General features: G+C 42.5%; 15 protein-coding genes, 1 rRNA gene and 1 pseudogene (1 of these 17 cut by a window edge). 14 read left to right on the top strand and 3 right to left on the bottom strand.

Going from position 1 to position 16544, the window contains the following annotated elements; genetic code table 11:
• Window positions 1–18 precede the first annotated feature (18 nt).
• The 10 genes and pseudogenes from fabL to MHH23_RS16825 all read left to right on the top strand — a co-directional run bounded on the left by fabL (window position 19) and on the right by MHH23_RS16825 (window position 9567).
• Entirely contained in the window at window positions 19–771 is a 753-nt protein-coding gene (gene fabL / locus MHH23_RS16870) for an enoyl-[acyl-carrier-protein] reductase FabL (RefSeq protein WP_007496726.1), read from the top strand.
• A 75-nt stretch (window positions 772–846) separates the two neighbouring features.
• Window positions 847–996: pseudogene (locus tag MHH23_RS16865) on the top strand (gamma-type small acid-soluble spore protein); the annotation flags it as partial.
• 174 nt (window positions 997–1170) lie between these two features.
• Window positions 1171–1431 (top strand): YgaB family protein, encoded by a 261-nt coding sequence (locus MHH23_RS16860; RefSeq protein WP_039167929.1) that lies wholly within the window; start codon window positions 1171–1173, stop codon window positions 1429–1431.
• Between the two features lie 147 nt (window positions 1432–1578).
• A complete protein-coding gene (ntdP, locus tag MHH23_RS16855; RefSeq protein ID WP_008341956.1) occupies window positions 1579–2109 on the top strand; it encodes a nucleoside tri-diphosphate phosphatase in 531 nt (176 codons plus the stop codon).
• A gap of 95 nt (window positions 2110–2204) precedes the next feature.
• Window positions 2205–3947 (top strand): ABC transporter ATP-binding protein, encoded by a 1743-nt coding sequence (locus MHH23_RS16850; RefSeq protein WP_340959875.1) that lies wholly within the window; start codon window positions 2205–2207, stop codon window positions 3945–3947.
• Window positions 3948–4059: 112 nt separating this feature from the next.
• Window positions 4060–5082, top strand: a complete 1023-nt coding sequence (locus tag MHH23_RS16845; protein WP_340959874.1) for an ABC transporter ATP-binding protein — start codon at window positions 4060–4062, stop codon at window positions 5080–5082.
• Window positions 5051–6028: an ABC transporter ATP-binding protein gene (locus MHH23_RS16840; protein WP_084231714.1), complete on the top strand. Its 978-nt coding sequence runs from the start codon at window positions 5051–5053 to the stop codon at window positions 6026–6028. The genes MHH23_RS16845 and MHH23_RS16840 overlap by 32 nt, the downstream gene beginning before the upstream one ends.
• The gene (locus MHH23_RS16835) at window positions 6003–7589 is read left to right on the top strand and encodes an ABC transporter substrate-binding protein (RefSeq protein ID WP_163116224.1); all 1587 of its coding nucleotides are present in this window, start codon (window positions 6003–6005) and stop codon (window positions 7587–7589) included. The genes MHH23_RS16840 and MHH23_RS16835 overlap by 26 nt, the downstream gene beginning before the upstream one ends.
• 61 nt (window positions 7590–7650) lie before the next feature.
• Window positions 7651–8652: an ABC transporter permease gene (locus MHH23_RS16830; RefSeq protein ID WP_007496737.1), complete on the top strand. Its 1002-nt coding sequence runs from the start codon at window positions 7651–7653 to the stop codon at window positions 8650–8652.
• A gap of 18 nt (window positions 8653–8670) precedes the next feature.
• A complete protein-coding gene (locus MHH23_RS16825) occupies window positions 8671–9567 on the top strand; it encodes an ABC transporter permease (RefSeq protein ID WP_007496739.1) in 897 nt (298 codons plus the stop codon).
• Between the two features lie 29 nt (window positions 9568–9596).
• On the opposite strand, the gene MHH23_RS16820 is transcribed toward MHH23_RS16825, so the two are convergent.
• Together MHH23_RS16820 and MHH23_RS16815 are read right to left on the bottom strand one after the other, a co-directional pair.
• Complete coding sequence (locus MHH23_RS16820; RefSeq protein WP_025206980.1) at window positions 9597–10670, bottom strand: FUSC family protein; 1074 nt, start codon at window positions 10668–10670, stop codon at window positions 9597–9599.
• 247 nt (window positions 10671–10917) lie between these two features.
• Window positions 10918–12213 (bottom strand): glutamate-1-semialdehyde 2,1-aminomutase, encoded by a 1296-nt coding sequence (locus MHH23_RS16815; protein WP_008341922.1) that lies wholly within the window; start codon window positions 12211–12213, stop codon window positions 10918–10920.
• A 129-nt stretch (window positions 12214–12342) separates the two neighbouring features.
• On the opposite strand from MHH23_RS16815, the gene bcp reads away from it, so the two are divergent.
• Together bcp and perR are read left to right on the top strand one after the other, a co-directional pair.
• Complete coding sequence (gene bcp, locus MHH23_RS16810) at window positions 12343–12810, top strand: thioredoxin-dependent thiol peroxidase (RefSeq protein ID WP_007496746.1); 468 nt, start codon at window positions 12343–12345, stop codon at window positions 12808–12810.
• Window positions 12811–12969: 159 nt separating this feature from the next.
• The gene (perR, locus tag MHH23_RS16805; RefSeq protein WP_003217782.1) at window positions 12970–13407 is read left to right on the top strand and encodes a peroxide-responsive transcriptional repressor PerR; all 438 of its coding nucleotides are present in this window, start codon (window positions 12970–12972) and stop codon (window positions 13405–13407) included.
• Window positions 13408–13442: 35 nt separating this feature from the next.
• Here the strand turns inward: perR and MHH23_RS16800 are convergent, their stop codons facing one another.
• Window positions 13443–13790, bottom strand: coding sequence for a YgzB family protein (locus tag MHH23_RS16800; protein WP_007496750.1), 348 nt, complete (start codon window positions 13788–13790; stop codon window positions 13443–13445).
• A gap of 189 nt (window positions 13791–13979) precedes the next feature.
• Between MHH23_RS16800 and MHH23_RS16795 the strand changes: the two genes are divergently transcribed.
• Both MHH23_RS16795 and MHH23_RS16790 read left to right on the top strand, forming a co-directional pair.
• Complete coding sequence (locus MHH23_RS16795; protein WP_025206981.1) at window positions 13980–14858, top strand: nucleotidyltransferase-like protein; 879 nt, start codon at window positions 13980–13982, stop codon at window positions 14856–14858.
• 273 nt (window positions 14859–15131) lie between these two features.
• A 16S ribosomal RNA gene (locus MHH23_RS16790) occupies window positions 15132–16544 on the top strand; it runs 136 nt beyond the window's last position.

Raw genomic sequence — 16544 nt, 5'->3', positions numbered from 1 at the left:
ATCAGGAGATGAACCATAATGAACAAGCGTAAATGTGCACTAATTACAGGCAGCAGTAGAGGTGTCGGGAAAGAAGTAGCCCTTCGCCTGGCTGAAAAAGGATATGACATTGTCATTAACTATGCAAGAAGCAAAAAAGCAGCACTTGAAACAGCTGAAGAAATTGAAGCAATGGGTGTTAAAACATTAGTTGTCAAAGCCAACGTTGGTCAGCCAGAGAAAATCAAAGACATGTTCCAGCAAATTGACGAAACGTTTGGCCGTTTAGACGTATTTGTGAACAATGCGGCATCTGGCGTTCAGCGCCCAATCATGGATCTTGAAGAAAATCATTGGGACTGGACCATGAATATCAATGCGAAAGCCTTGTTATTTTGCGGACAAGAAGCAGCCAAATTAATGGAGAAAAACGGCGGCGGACATATCGTCAGCATTAGCTCACTAGGCTCCATCCGCTACCTTGAAAACTACACGGTGGTCGGTGTATCTAAAGCAGCACTAGAAGCTTTGACACGCTATCTATCCGTTGAGCTGTCACAAAAAAATATCGTCGTAAATGCCGTATCAGGCGGCGCCATCGATACAGATGCACTCAAGCACTTCCCAAATCGTGAAGAGTTATTAGAAGATGCTAAGAAAAATACACCAGCAGGCCGTATGGTGGAAATTAAAGACATGGTCGACAGTGTAGAATTCCTTGTATCAGGCAAAGCAGATATGATTAGAGGACAGACGATTATCGTCGATGGCGGACGTTCTTTGCTTGTTTAAAAAAATCATGAATAAGATGTACACCTTCTGCACAAATTAATGTGCGTGGAGGTGATAATGATGGATAAACAACAAAACAAAACAAACGCACAACAAGTGAAAAAACAAAACCAAGCTGCTGCACAAGGCGGTCAATATGGCACTGAATTTGCTAGCGAGACTGACGCACAGCACGTAAAAAAATACAACCAAAAAGCTGAGCAAAACAAACAACAAAACAGCTAATCACTGAAACAAAGGGAAGCACTTCATCTACGAATGAAGTGCTTTTCTTTTTGCCTCTCCCCACCATCCGACAAAACCTGTAAAACCTCTACATAAACAGTCAAAGGACTTCTTCCTTCTTTCAAGAAATGGTATAGATACAAAAAGTCGATACGAATGAAAGGGAGGAGTTAGATGTCTGATTTCGACCAGCTTGTCAAAGAACAAATGCAGCTTATGGATCAGCTGCTCGATGTACAAGGAGAACTTGATCTGTACTTAGAGACAGAAAAACGATTGCTGCAAGGTGAAAAAAAGGAAGAGCGGCATAAGCTTCATGATCAAATCAAACAGAAACGAGAAGAACTGCAAAAAGTCCAAACACTATTTACAAAACAGACTGAACAAGTCATCAATTCGTATAAACAAATGGAGAAGAGCTCAACCGTGATGTAAAAGAGTGTGCCGTTCAATTGGGTTGAATGGCTTTTTCATTTCATTTTTTAATGATGTAACGGTATAATATAATAGAGACATGTTTAGTTGGGAAATTAGGTCTTTGGACTGTTAGGTTTGTTTGTTATAGAAAGTAGGGGAGAAAATATGGGCTATCCCAAGGAAGGAGAAACCATCCAAATTCAAAGCTATAAACATAATGGCTTGATCCACAGGATTTGGAATGAAACCACCATTCTGAAAGCAACGGAATTGTGTATCATTGGTGCAAACGATCGAACAATGGTGACTGAATCCGATGGCCGAACATGGATGACAAGAGAACCGGCTATTTGCTATTTTCATGCAAAACAATGGTTTAATGTCATTGGGATGCTTCGAGATGATGGGGTGTATTATTACTGCAACATCAGCTCTCCTTTTGCGACAGATGAAGAGGCGATTAAGTATATTGATTACGACTTAGATGTCAAAGTCTTTCCGGACATGACGTATAATATTTTGGATGAGGATGAATATGCAGATCATAAGAGGCAGATGAATTATCCAAAAGAAATCGATAGTATCTTACGAGAGCATCTAAATACATTACTGCATTGGATTCACCAGCGGAAGGGACCGTTTGCTCCAGAATTTGTGGATATGTGGTATGAACGTTTTTTGCGTTATACAAAATAAGTAACAGCAGCTAAAACCTGTTTGGCTTTTCAAAGCCAACAGGTTTTTGACTGCGTACGGATAAGAGGCACTGATAGATTGGGAAGGAGATTTACATGGGGGTCATAAAACGTTACATGGCTTTTGTAACACCGTATAAAAAACAGATTGCATTGACAATGGTGATCGGAATGATTAAGTTCTCGATTCCCTTAATATTGCCTCTGCTTTTAAAGTATGTCATAGATGATGTGATTCAAGGCTCTGGATCGGCTGAAGAAAAAACATCCACTCTCTTTATTATTATGGGAATCATGCTTGTATTATTTTTAGTGATGAGACCGCCTGTTGAGTACTACAGACAATACTATGCACAGTGGACAGGCAGTAAAGTATTATTTGATATTCGGGAAAAGCTTTTCTCGCACATTCAAAAGTTGAGCCTTCGTTATTACGCCAACACGAGAACAGGGGAAATTATTTCAAGGGTCATCAACGATGTGGAGCAAACAAAGGAATTTGTCATCACAGGGCTTATGAACATTTGGCTTGATTTGATGACCGTCCTGATTGTGATAGCCATTATGTGTACACTGGATCTTAAACTCACCATTGTGTCTGTCATTATTTTTCCGCTGTATGCGTTAGCAGTGAAGTATTTTTACGGACGGCTTCGCAAGCTGACAAAAGAGCGGTCGCAGGCACTCGCTGAGGTACAAGGGCACCTGCATGAGCGAGTACAAGGAATGCCTGTCATTCGCAGCTTTGCGATTGAAGAATACGAACAAGAGAATTTTCACGATGAAAATAAAAATTTCTTAAACAAAGCGATCAATCATACGAATTGGAATGCCAAAACATTCGCCGTCGTCAATACGATCACAGACATTGCGCCGCTGCTCATTATTGCTTTTGCTGGCTATACCGTCATTAACGGGTCGCTTTCAATTGGGACAATGATTGCCTTTGTCGGCTACATTGACCGGATGTACAACCCGATTCGTCGTCTCATTAACTCATCGACGACTTTAACTCAGTCAGTAGCCTCAATGGATCGTATTTTTGAGTTTATTGATGAACCGTATGAAGTAACAGACAAGCCGAATGCAAAAGAAGCCAATCACTTAAAAGGTGAGGTAGAATTTAAAGATGTGTCGTTCCGTTACGAACATACACAGGAAGAGATTTTACACAATATCTCCTTGAAAGTAGAAAAAGGTCAAACCGTTGCACTTGTAGGAATGAGCGGCGGAGGGAAGTCGACACTCGTCAGCTTAATTCCAAGATTTTATGATGTCACAAGCGGATCACTCGAAATTGATGGCATTGATATTAAAGAGTACAAGGCAAGAAGCCTGCGGAATCAAGTCGGGATGGTGCTCCAAGATACATTCTTATTCAGTGACACCATTAAAGAAAATATCGCTGTGGGAGACCCAGAAGCATCCTTTGAGAAAATTGTGTCGGCGGCCAAAGCGGCTAATGCCCATGAGTTCATCATGTCTCTTCCTGAAGGATATGACACAAAGGTAGGAGAACGTGGCGTAAAGCTATCAGGCGGTCAAAAACAACGAATTTCAATTGCGAGGGTATTTCTTAAAAATCCACCGCTTCTTATTTTAGACGAGGCGACGTCTGCACTTGATTTAGAAAGTGAACATTACATTCAAGAAGCGATGCAAAAGCTGGCAAAAGATCGCACAACTTTTATTGTTGCGCACCGTTTATCAACGATCACACATGCAGACCTCATTGTGGTCATGGAACAAGGCGAGATTGTGGAAAAAGGAACACATGAGGAATTAATGAACCGAGACAGCCACTATCGCCATCTATTTACCATTCAAACATTAAATTAGTAGAAGCCTATCCGATTCTAGCGGATAGGCTTTTTTATGCTTGTCAAAAACATGACATATTTCCCAGCTTGTCTCAATACAATTTTAAAAAGTATGACGGGGTGGTGAAGAAGTGAAAGAACAAAAAGTATTGCTAGATGTCAAACAGCTGTCTATTGCTTTTCAGCAAAAAAAGCAGAGAGTGCCGATCGTCCATGACATCTCATTCTCTATTCAAAAAGGAGAAACCTTAGGTATTGTGGGTGAATCTGGCTGCGGGAAAAGCATCACATCGATGTCTTTAATGGGGCTGAATCACCAAACAGAAACAACAGGTCACATACAATTTGAAGGTCAAAACCTGCTGTCACTGTCGGAGAAACAATGGCGAGGGGTCAGAGGGAATGACATCTCAATGATTTTCCAGGAACCCATGACTTCTCTCAATCCACTCATGACCATCGGCAAGCAAATGACAGAAGCCCTTTTCACACATCAGACTATCAACCAAAAAGAAGCAAAAGTGAAGGCGGTAGATTTGCTTCAAACGGTTGGCCTGAAACAAGCAGCGTCATTACTCAAAAAATATCCACATGAACTATCGGGCGGCATGCGTCAGCGTGTGATGATTGCGATGGCGATGCTGTGTCACCCAAAGCTCATGATTGCAGATGAACCAACGACTGCACTTGATGTCACCATCCAAGCACAAATTCTTCGTTTGCTCAAAAAGTTAAATGAAGAGATGGACACCGCTATTTTATTTATTACTCATGATTTAGGCGTCGTGCGGCAAATATGCCAGCGTGTCATGATTATGTATGCCGGTCGAATCGTAGAAGAAGGAACCGTTGACCGTATTTTCCAAAAACCTCTCCATCCCTACACGAAAGGTCTTTTCGCCTCTGTTCCATCATTTAAAGAGAAAAAAGAAAAACTCATGTCTATTGCGGGTCATGTACCTAAGCCAGGAGCTATTCGGTCCGGCTGTCAATTTGCACCACGCTGTCCATATCAAATGACGCAATGTCTTGAAAAAGACCCATCTTTACAATCCATTTCACACAATCACCGCGTCGCATGTTTTCTAATGGAAGGAGGAGAAGACACTGAATCACCCACTGTTGCAAGTGAATCAACTGACGAAGCGTTATGACACATCGGCATTTTTTTCTAAACACAAACAGACGACTTTGGCTTTAAATCAAGTGTCCTTTCACGTGAAAGAAGGGGAGACGCTCGGCATTGTGGGCGAATCTGGCTGCGGGAAATCAACCCTTGGCAAAAGCTTAATGAGATTAATCGAACCGACTTCTGGCTCAATCCAAATGAAAGGAAAAGAAGTGACGCTTCTGAAAGAACGAGACATGCGTTCCTTCAGAAAAGACATTCAAATGATTTTCCAAGATCCATACGCATCCCTAAATCCACGAATGAAAATCAAAGACATTTTAGAAGAACCGCTCATTGTTCATAAACATGGAACAAAAGCAGAAAGACAAAAGCGGGTAAAAGAGATGCTGCACATTGTTGGGTTTGACCCATCCTATGGAGACCGTTATGCGCACCAATTCAGCGGCGGTCAGAGGCAGCGTATTGGAATTGCTAGGGCGCTCATTACTCATCCAAGTCTTGTGATTGCCGATGAGCCAGTTTCCGCTTTAGATGTATCGGTTCAAGCACAAATATTGAATTTAATGCTCGAATTGCAAAAGACGCTTTCTCTGACGTACTTGTTTATTTCTCACGATCTAGGCGTTGTCAAGTATATGAGCGACCGAATTGCAGTGATGTACGCTGGCCGTATTGTAGAAATGGGTCCTGCGGAGGACGTATTTCACAATCCGCTTCATCCTTATACATCGCTTCTTCTGAAATCCATTCCACATATGGATCACGTGCTGGAAACGCAGGATGTGTCAGCGGAAGAATCCACCCTGGTGTCAGAAGATGGCTGTCCTTTCTATAAAAGATGTCCAAAAAGGTGGGCGCAATGCTTGCAAGCTGTTCCGCCTTTGTATGAGGAGGAAACAGGTCATGCAGCTGCGTGCTATTTATATCAAAAGGAGGAACACAATGAAGAAGACATGGTTATTCAGTAGTTTCATTTTTGTGCTGGCACTTGCGTTATTTTTAGGGGGCTGTTCATCTTCATCAACATCAGAAGAAAAAGCCACAAAAGACACTCTCGTATTTGGCAGAGGAGGGGACTCTACGTCACTTGATCCGATTACAACAACAGAAGGCGAAACCTTCAAGGTCACAGAGAATATGTTTGAAAAGCTTTTGAATTACGGTGAAAAAGACACGACCATCCATCAGGGCCTCGCAACAGAATGGGATGTTGCAAAGGACGGAAAATCGTACACGTTCTACTTAAGAGAAGGTGTGAAATTTCACGATGGCACAGATTTTAATGCAGAAGCAGTGAAATTCAACTTTGACCGCTGGATGAATGGAGATGCCGAAAAATTTCCTTACTACGGCATGTTTGGCGGCTATAAAAAAGATAAAGGGCATGTCATTAAAGACATCATCGTCAAAGGAGAGCATGAAATTGAATTTCAACTCAAACGCCCGCAAGCAACATTTCTGAAAAACATCGCCATGTCACCATTTGGTATCGCTAGTCCTGCAGCAGTTGAAAAAAGCGGTGATTCATTTAGAGAAAACCCAGTGGGCACAGGACCATTTAAGTTTAAAGAATGGAAGCAAAACGACCGTATTGTCTTAGAAAAGAACGAAGATTACTGGCAAAAAGATAAACCAAAACTGAAACAAATCATCTTCCGCTCTATTCCTGAAAACTCTGCTCGTTTAAATGCGCTTAAAACAGGCGAAATCGACTTAATGGATGGCGTCAATCCGTCCGATTTAGATGGCATTAAAACAGACAAAGCGCTCCAGCTGATTGAAAGACCATCCATGAACGTAGGTTATATCGGGCTGACAGTGACTAGAAAGCCGCTTGATAACAAGTTGGTTCGTCAGGCACTCAATTATGCAGTTGATAAAGAATCAATCATCGAGTCGTTTTATGGAGGACTTGCTGAACCAGCAAAAAATCCACTTCCTCCGTCATTAGAAGGCTACAATGACGAGATTGAGCCATATCCATATGATCCGGAAAAAGCAAAAGAACTATTGAAAGAGGCAGGCTTCCCTGACGGTTTTCGCATCAAGCTTTGGGCAATGCCTGTGCCGCGTCCATATATGCCAGACGGGATGAAGGTAGCTGAAGTCATTCAGTCAAACTTTGAAAAAGTTGGTGTCAAAGCCGAAATCGTCACATATGATTGGGCGACTTATTTAGATAAAGCAAGTAAAGGCGAAGCAGATGTGTTCTTATTAGGATGGACAGGGGACAATGGCGATCCTGATAATTTCATCTATACATTATTAGATAAAGACAGTATTGGCGGTAACAACTATACATTCTTCCAAAACGATAAAATGCATGACATCCTCATTGAAGCGCAGACCGATACAGATCAAAAGAAGCGAAATGAATTATATCAAGAAGCTCAAGAAATCATTCATGATGAAGCGCCTTGGATCCCATTAGTCCATTCAATTCCAATGCTTGCCGCATCTAAAGATTTAAAAGGCTACCAGCCGCATCCGACTGGTTCCGAAGCATTGACTGACGTATATTTCGAATAAGCAAATAAGGGAGATCGTTCGATCTCCCTTATCCAAACAATGAAAAGGCGGTGAAAGCTGTTTGTTTGCTTATTGTATGAAGCGAGCAGGAATGCTCATTCCAGTACTGATCGGAATGACCTTAGTTGTATTTTCTATTATTCGGTTTATCCCTGGAAATCCGGCGCAGGTCATCTTAGGACAGCGGGCAACGAAGGAAGCGGTAGAGCAATTGACGATTCAGCTCGGTTTAGACCAGCCGTGGTACGTACAATATGGCCACTACATGCTGGGTCTTTTAAAAGGTGATCTAGGGACTTCCATACGAACAGGAGCGGCTATTGCCCAGGAAATGAAGCCTTACTTATTCGCTACATTAGAATTGACTTTCTTCGCTATGTTGCTGGCGATTATTGTCGGTGTGAATGCCGGAATCATTAGTGCGTGGTTTAAACATTCTTTCTTTGATTATGTGGCCATGTTTATTGCGCTCATTGGGGTGTCCATGCCGATTTTCTGGTTAGGCTTAATGGGACAGTGGCTATTCTCGATTGAATTAGGTATTTTGCCGACTACAGGACGAGAAAACGTAAGAAATCCGGTAGAGTCGATCACCTATATTCATACGCTGGACACGCTTTTGCAAGGACGATTTGATCAATTCTTTGACAGCATCAAGCATTTAATTTTACCAAGTACCGCTCTCGCAACGATTCCTGCTGCGATTATTGCAAGGATTACGAGGGCAAGTATGCTGGAAGTTCTTCATTCAGATTTTATTCGAACAGCAAAAGCAAAAGGGGTACGTTCATTTTTCATCATTTATCAGCATGGGCTGAAAAATGCGCTCATTCCGATTTTAACGATTATTGGTCTTCAAACAGGTCTCTTGCTAGGCGGAGCCATTTTAACAGAAACGATCTTTGCTTGGCCGGGAATTGGGCGGTATATTTACGATGCAATTAGCTATCGTGATTATCCTGTTATTCAAACTGGCATTCTTGTTGTTGCGCTCATATTTGTGCTGATCAATTTCATTGTGGATATCTTGTATGCAGTCATTGATCCGAGGATTAAATACTAGAGAAGGGAGAGTGACGACATGGAAGCGCAAAAAGAGCTTCAAGCACCTAAACAAAAGGAAGAACGCTCTCAATCACTGATTCTTGAATCGATGAAACTGTTCTTTCAGCACAAGCTGGCGGTCATTGGCACTGTGATTGTCTTTTTATTTCTGATCCTAGCAATCTTTGCACCGCTCATTGCTCCTTATGGAATCAACGAGCAGTCGCTAGGCGAACGATTTAGTGCCCCTTCAGCTGCGCATTGGTTTGGTACGGATGATTTCGGGAGAGACATATTTTCTAGAGTCGTGCATGGAGCTCGGATTTCATTATGGGTGGGTTTCTTCTCCGTTCTCGGGTCGGTTATTTTAGGGACATTGCTTGGATTGATGGCAGGTTACGGCGGTAGATTACTGGATGCTGTCATCTCAAGACTATTTGATATTTTACTCGCTTTTCCTAGCATTCTATTAGCGATTGCGATCGTTTCCATCTTAGGCCCTTCCTTACAAAATGCCCTTATTGCCATAGCGATTATTAACGTCCCCACATTTGGCCGGCTCGTTCGTTCAAAGGTGCTGAGCATTAAGCAAGAAGAATATGTTTTAGCAGCAAAGGCAGTCGGGATGTCACACCGCCGTATTGTTCTTCGACACATTCTACCAAATAGTATGGTGCCGGTGATCGTTCAGGCAACGCTTGCGATTGGTACAGCCATTATCGAAGCGGCCGCCTTGGGGTTTTTAGGATTAGGTGCACAAGCGCCAAGCCCAGAGTGGGGGAAAATGCTTGCAGATGCGAGACCTTATCTCGTACAAGCGCCATGGACTTTATTTTTCCCGGGGATTGCGATCATGCTGACGGTTCTTGGCTTTAACTTGATGGGAGATGGATTAAGAGACACCCTTGATCCTAAAATGAAGAAAATAAAATAAGCCCGATTCTTAGAATCGGGCTTTTCTATTTAAGCTTCTTTTTCTTCTGTCTCAATCTCACTATCTTTTGGGTGATATGTTTGGAAGCTTGTAATCAAAGTATCTAGATGCTCCAATTCATCACGGTATTCAATAATACTCGACATCACATTCAGCATATTGTAATCCAGCAAGTCGTTTTCTTGATTTTGCTGGTGCTGAATAAATGATTTCGTTAATGCTTCAAGACGAAGAGAGCATTCATTCTGAAAATCATCGTCCTGCGGTTTCATTTTTCCAACAAACTTCATCAAGGTACGTTCATGCCAATAAAGCAAATAATCAATCTCATCTGTTAAGCTCTCTCTGAAATGCTCTGGCATCAAATGAATTTCATTTTCTAACTTATGAAGCTTTTTCAGCAAGTACAGTGCTCGATTAGACGTCATGATTGCCTGTCTGAATAAAACAAGCTTTCTAGATTTGACATAGGTCGTTTTCTTTAAATAGCTTCGTTCTTCTTTGTATAACAAGTAAATGTGATCTAATTTGATCATACGTTCTTTTATTTGATCGATGTCATCCTTTAAAGTGGAATGATCAGTTGACTGTCTGGAGCTTAGACGGATCCATTTTAAAATCTCCTCCGTATTTTCCATAATGTGATGAACAAGCTTTGTTTCATACTTTGGCGGCAGGAAAATCAAATTCACTAAAAATGAAGAAAGTACGCCTAACACCACAGTTGCTGTTCGAATTAAGGCAAAGGAAAGGAAATGATCCCCTGCACTTTCTAAAATCGCGATGACGGTTACGAGTGCAATCGGAATCGTGTGTTCAATCTTCAGCTTTAAATTAATTGCAATGACCATGACGGCAGTTAAGCCGATGATGACTGGTCCTGTGCCAAAAAGCAGACCGAACGTAATGGCAAGTGCTGCTCCAATAATATTGGCTTGCACTTGATCAACAATCGTTAAAAATGATCGATAAATAGATGGCTGGATAGCAAATACAGCTGCAATTCCCGCGAAGACGGGTGTCGGCAACCCAAGCCATGTTGCCAGGTAAAGCGCGAGTACAATGGCAATACCAGTTTTTAAAATACGGGCTCCAAGTTTCATTGGTTTTGTCCCTGCATTCCTTTCTTTTCGATAATAGATGACCACTTGTCATATATCATAAATATTTTGATGAAACAACTAAGTAATATACAGCGGTCTTCCGAAATATTCAAGTGATTTTTGAAAGTTCATGAAAACATCAAAAGAAGGTATTGAGAAAAAATGTAACAGATTCACTCGCTTTTGACAATCAAGAGCTGGTAAATAAAAAAACAGACGCATGAATTTACGTCTGTTTTTCTCCTCATTATGATTGTTTCAGTTGTTCAAACGCATGATCTACTGCTTTGAGCGTTTCAGAAATATCATTTTCAGTATGTGCAATGGTTAAGAACCATGCTTCATATTTAGAAGGCGCGAGGTTAATACCTTGTGCGAGCATGAATTTAAAGAAACGGGCGAACATTTCACCATCCGTATTTTCAGCCTGCTCGTAGTTCACAATCGTTTCTTTTGTAAAATAAATGGTGAGAGCACCTTTTAAACGATTCACTGTAATATCTACTTGATGTTTTTTTGCGTGGGCTAAAATTCCCTCTTCTAACATGGCCCCGAGCTGATCAAGACGTTCGTACACCCCGTCTTCTTTTAACACTTCCAAGCATGCAATACCAGAAAGGATGGAGGCGGGATTACCTGCCATCGTACCAGCTTGGTAGGCTGGTCCAAGCGGGGCGACTTGCTCCATAATTTCTTTTTTGCCGCCGTAAGCGCCGATTGGAAGACCGCCGCCGATAATTTTACCTAATGCAGTGAGGTCAGGTTTTACTTGAAGCAAGTCCTGTGCACCACCATACATAAAGCGGAAAGCTGTAATGACTTCATCATAGATGACTAGAGCCCCTTTTTCATGAGTCAGGTCATTAACCTGCTGCAGGAAACCGTCTTTAGGCTCTACGATGCCAAAGTTCCCGACAATTGGCTCAACAAGAACAGCTGCTACTTCATCACCCCAGCGGTCTAATGCTTCTTTGTAGCTGTCTATATCGTTGAATGGAACGGTAATGACTTCATTAGCAATACTTTTAGGCACGCCCGCTGAATCTGGTGTTCCTAAAGTGGAAGGTCCAGAGCCGGCCGCAACTAGCACAAGATCAGAATGGCCGTGGTAACATCCGGCAAACTTAATGATCTTTGTTCTGCCTGTATAAGCGCGAGCGACACGGATTGTCGTCATCACAGCTTCTGTACCTGAATTGACAAAACGAACTTTGTCCAAAGCAGGCATCGCTTCCTTCAGCATCTTAGCAAAAGTGACTTCATGCTTCGTTGGTGTTCCGTAAAGGACACCCGTCTCGGCTGCTTTCGTGATGGCTTTTGTAATATGAGGATGAGCATGTCCCGTAATAATTGGGCCGTATGCTGCTAAATAGTCGATATAACGGTTTCCGTCAACATCCCAAAAATAAGCGCCTTCGCCTTTTTCCATTGCAACAGGTGACCCGCCGCCCACTGCTTTATATGAACGAGATGGGCTGTTAACCCCTCCAACAATATGCTCCAGCGCCTCTTGATGTAATTTTTCTGATTCGGTGAATTTCATAAATAGCCTCCTATCTCAACGTATCACGTCGTCTATCATTATTTTAACATGCCGATGCAAGCGTCCTTAGTTGAATATCTTCTCGAAATTGGATAGGCTAATGAAAAAATAGGTTGGAGGGATTGTATCATGACAATCGAAGTGGGGCAGCAAGTACCTGATATTGAATTACTTGGTGATAATGGAGAGAAAGTAAAGCTCTCTGATTTTAAAGGGAAACACATTGTCCTTTATTTTTATCCAAAAGATATGACGCCGGGCTGCACAACGGAAGCCTGTGATTTTCGTGACCGCCATCAAAGCTTTGCGGAATTAGATGCTGTGATTATCGGCGTAAGCCCAGACGGTCAAGACAAGCACCAAAAGTTTAAAGAAAAACATGACTTACCTTTCCTGCTTCTTGTAGATGACGAACAAAAATTGTCTGAAGCTTTCGGTGTATGGAAGCTGAAAAAGAACTTTGGTAAGGAATACATGGGAATTGAACGCTCAACGTTTCTTATTAATAAAGAAGGAAAGCTTGTGAAAGAGTGGCGTAAAGTAAAGGTGAAAGATCATGTAGAAGAAGCGCTTGAGGAACTGAAAGCTCACGCTTAATATGTTGACGAGATGAGATCGGCAGTCGTGCCGGTCTTTTTTGTATAGAAGAATAGGTAAAAAAGAGGATTGTAATTGACAAAGTTTCGGCTCTGGGGGTACACTATTTATAAAGATTATAATATAAGAATATTTTTGAAAAGAGAGGTGCATGATGAAATGGCTGCTCACGAACTAAAAGATGCTTTAGACGCTCTAAAAGAAACCGGTGTTCGAATTACTCCGCAGCGCCATGCCATCTTGGAGTTTCTCGTAAATTCTATGACACACCCAACCGCGGACGATATATATAAGGCACTTGAAGGGAAATTTCCTAATATGAGTGTAGCAACGGTTTACAACAATTTACGAGTCTTCCGGGAATCTGGATTAGTAAAAGAATTAACGTATGGGGATTCCTCAAGCCGATTTGATTTTGCGACATCTGACCATTACCATGCGATTTGTGAAAACTGCGGAAAGATTGTTGACTTTCACTATCCTGGCCTTGATGAAGTAGAACAGCTTGCATCCCATGTGACAGGTTTTACAGTAAGTCATCATCGCTTGGAGATCTATGGCACTTGTCAAGAATGTGCAAAAAAAGAAAATCATTAATGAAAAAGCTGACCAGTTGAATGGTCAGCTTATTTTTATGACTTTTTTCGATTGTAGGATTCATCAAACTCTTTTCCTTCTAATGCTGGATCGAGTGTAAGTGGCTCTCTGCAATGCATGCACATGTCCACCCGCCCAAGCACTTTTGTTTCCTTCTCACAGCCTGGACATACGACACGGACTGCCTTCGTAGAAAGCATACCGATCCAAAAGTAAACGGCTGTACTCAATCCAATCGATAACACGCCGAGTAGCATAAAGAAGGTCGACAGCCAGACCGATTCCTTGAAGAACACACCGATATACATGATCAAAAAACCAACAAAAACCAAACTAAGTGCAAATGTTCTGATTTTATTAATCTTACTGGAGTATTTCGCCATCCCTAGTCCCCCTTATCTCCAATATAGCACATTTTACCTTTCTGTTTGAATTAGTTATAGAGTTTTGTGAATAAATTGCTTATAATGATTCAACGATCTTTTTTCATGTATTGAAGGAATTTTGATTCTATGAGGAGAAATACATAGCATTAGAGAAGAACCTTACACCCGAGTATTGGAGGAATCACTATGGAAAATCTTCTCCGTCCTATTTATCAAGAGAGAGCAAGTCATCCAGATACATTAGCTGTGATTATAGTAGAAAGAAGACATAAAGTATCTTCTGAGACAGATAACTTTGATGCAGCGCTTCTAGTCATCGTAAAGGATGCGGAAGAACCGTTATTTATTAAGCACTATGAATCCGATCACCAGACAGCTTCTTTAAATGTTGTCACAGATGATCAGTTGAAGGAATGGATTACCTTAGGTACCAACAGGCGGATTATTGATTGGATTTTAAACGGAAAAGTCCTGTTTGATCGAAATGAATATATTTTCAACTTGATTGATGAACTGAGTACATTCCCGTTTTCTAACCGTAAGCTCAAAATTGGTTTAGAATATGGCAAGCTCATTCGCAGATATATAGAAGGAAAAGCATTTTTTGAATCAAATCAATTCCTCGATGCATATAATTCCATTGTGCATGCCCTGCATCATCTGGCGCGTATTGAAGTGATTGATAAAGGCTTCCACCCAGAAGTGACCGTTTGGAACCAAGTACGTCATATGGAACCGGAAGTATATAAACTTTATTCAGAGTTGATTGAAAGCCACGAAAGTCTTCATAAACGGTTAGAACTTTTATTCCTAGCGAATGATTTCTTGATTCATTCAAAAGCAGAAATTGGTGCGGCTCATTTGCGTCATGTCATGGAACAGCAGGATATTTGGCTGTTTGGCGAGCTTCTTGCACATCCTGATCTCAAACATTTCACGCCTGATCTTAGTGTGATGATTGATTTCTTTGTGGAAAAAGGAATTGTGCTAGTAGAGCCAATTGAGACGAAGGGGCAAAAAATCTATCATCGAGGATATTTTGTTAAAAAAGATATTGACGTATGAATATTATGATGGTATATTATTAAACGTCGCTAATGAGCAACTGAGTTGCTTTTAAAGAAAAGCGGACAAAAAGAAATTCAGAAAAACACTTGACGCACACGATGCTCAAATGTTATATTAAGAAAGTCGCCTCTGAGCGATAACGAAGATGATCTTTGAAAACTAAACAAGACAAAACGTACCTGTTAATTCGAGTTTTTATAAAAAAATCCTATGATACATCATAGGTAGTCAGTCAAACGCTGACGAAAAACAAAACTTCGGTTTTGTACTTTTTCGGAGAGTTTGATCCTGGCTCAGGACGAACGCTGGCGGCGTGCCTAATACATGCAAGTCGAGCGGACAGAAGGGAGCTTGCTCCCGGATGTTAGCGGCGGACGGGTGAGTAACACGTGGGTAACCTGCCTGTAAGACTGGGATAACTCCGGGAAACCGGAGCTAATACCGGATAGTTCCTTGAACCGCATGGTTCAAGGATGAAAGACGGTTTCGGCTGTCACTTACAGATGGACCCGCGGCGCATTAGCTAGTTGGTGAGGTAACGGCTCACCAAGGCGACGATGCGTAGCCGACCTGAGAGGGTGATCGGCCACACTGGGACTGAGACACGGCCCAGACTCCTACGGGAGGCAGCAGTAGGGAATCTTCCGCAATGGACGAAAGTCTGACGGAGCAACGCCGCGTGAGTGATGAAGGTTTTCGGATCGTAAAGCTCTGTTGTTAGGGAAGAACAAGTGCAAGAGTAACTGCTTGCACCTTGACGGTACCTAACCAGAAAGCCACGGCTAACTACGTGCCAGCAGCCGCGGTAATACGTAGGTGGCAAGCGTTGTCCGGAATTATTGGGCGTAAAGGGCTCGCAGGCGGTTTCTTAAGTCTGATGTGAAAGCCCCCGGCTCAACCGGGGAGGGTCATTGGAAACTGGGAAACTTGAGTGCAGAAGAGGAGAGTGGAATTCCACGTGTAGCGGTGAAATGCGTAGAGATGTGGAGGAACACCAGTGGCGAAGGCGACTCTCTGGTCTGTAACTGACGCTGAGGAGCGAAAGCGTGGGGAGCGAACAGGATTAGATACCCTGGTAGTCCACGCCGTAAACGATGAGTGCTAAGTGTTAGGGGGTTTCCGCCCCTTAGTGCTGCAGCTAACGCATTAAGCACTCCGCCTGGGGAGTACGGTCGCAAGACTGAAACTCAAAGGAATTGACGGGGGCCCGCACAAGCGGTGGAGCATGTGGTTTAATTCGAAGCAACGCGAAGAACCTTACCAGGTCTTGACATCCTCTGACAACCCTAGAGATAGGGCTTTCCCTTCGGGGACAGAGTGACAGGTGGTGCATGGTTGTCGTCAGCTCGTGTCGTGAGATGTTGGGTTAAGTCCCGCAACGAGCGCAACCCTTGATCTTAGTTGCCAGCATTCAGTTGGGCACTCTAAGGTGACTGCCGGTGACAAACCGGAGGAAGGTGGGGATGACGTCAAATCATCATGCCCCTTATGACCTGGGCTACACACGTGCTACAATGGACAGAACAAAGGGCTGCGAGACCGCAAGGTTTAGCCAATCCCACAAATCTGTTCTCAGTTCGGATCGCAGTCTGCAACTCGACTGCGTGAAGCTGGAATCGCTAGTAATCGCGGATCAGCATGCCGCGGTGAATACGTTCCCGGGCCTTGTACACACCGCCCGTC

It is taken from the genome of Bacillus sp. FSL K6-3458 (assembly GCF_038005045.1).
GTDB lineage: Bacteria > Bacillota > Bacilli > Bacillales > Bacillaceae > Bacillus > Bacillus altitudinis.
This window is presented reverse-complemented; position numbering and strand designations above follow the sequence as displayed.